Raw genomic sequence first — 755 nt, forward strand, 5'->3', positions numbered from 1 at the left:
CGCGCTGCTGTACGTGCTGCTCAACCTTGAAGGGCTGTCGTTGCTGATCGGCTCGGTGCTGCTGTTCGTGGCGCTGGCCGGGGTGATGTACGCGACCCGCCGGATCGACTGGTCCTCGGTCGGCCGGAGCGAGGAGCAGACAGACTAGTCGCCGATCGGCTGGACCACCGGCTGCGAAACGAAGAGCGTGCCGTCTGCGGCGCGCTCTTCCTTGCGGGCGACGCGCTTCTTGCCTTCGTCGGTGTCGACCCGGTCATCCTTGTCGACCTTGACCTTCGCGAACGCGGGCCGGGCCGGGTAGGCGCAGCCACGTTCCTGGCCCAGCCCCTTGAGGAACCCGCGCCGCACCGCCCCGGCGTGGATGGCGCGCTGGAAATCGCGCTGGTGGTCTGCCGCTCCGGTGACCTCGCGGACGATCGAGCGGAACGGTATGAACGAGCCGACCGCGCTGCGCGCCACCCGGCCCATCGACAGGCGGTCATCCTCTTCCGCCATCACGTCGAGGTCGGGGCCGAGAATCGCATCGAGGGCAGCGATTTCCGCCGCGATATCGCGGCACTCCTTTAGGCCGGTGGTTTCGTAGGGTGCCGTTTCGGCCGCCAGCAGCAGGTCGGGGATCGGGTCCTTTGCGAGGTTGAGATCGCGCAGCGGCGTCAGGGCCACGTCCTCGGCATCGGGTGACTGGTTGCGGATCGGTTCGGTCGGCGGCTGGTCCTGCGCTGCGAGCGGCTGCACCGCTGCCATGGCCAACACCA

General features: G+C 68.6%; 2 protein-coding genes. One reads left to right on the forward strand and one right to left on the reverse strand.

The annotated features are described in order from the left end of the window. Positions 1 to 13: 13 nt before the first annotated feature. Positions 14 to 148: an inner membrane CreD family protein gene (locus AC01FP_RS18295; protein WP_474482273.1), complete on the forward strand. Its 135-nt coding sequence runs from the start codon at positions 14 to 16 to the stop codon at positions 146 to 148. On the opposite strand, the gene AC01FP_RS18300 is transcribed toward AC01FP_RS18295, so the two are convergent. Beyond that, the coding region (locus AC01FP_RS18300; protein ID WP_474482270.1) for a hypothetical protein at positions 145 to 755 on the reverse strand (611 nt) is incomplete at its 5' end. The two genes, AC01FP_RS18295 and AC01FP_RS18300, sit on opposite strands and share 4 nt — an antisense overlap.

The sequence above is a fragment of the Cyanobium sp. NIVA-CYA 375 genome (assembly GCF_056108345.1).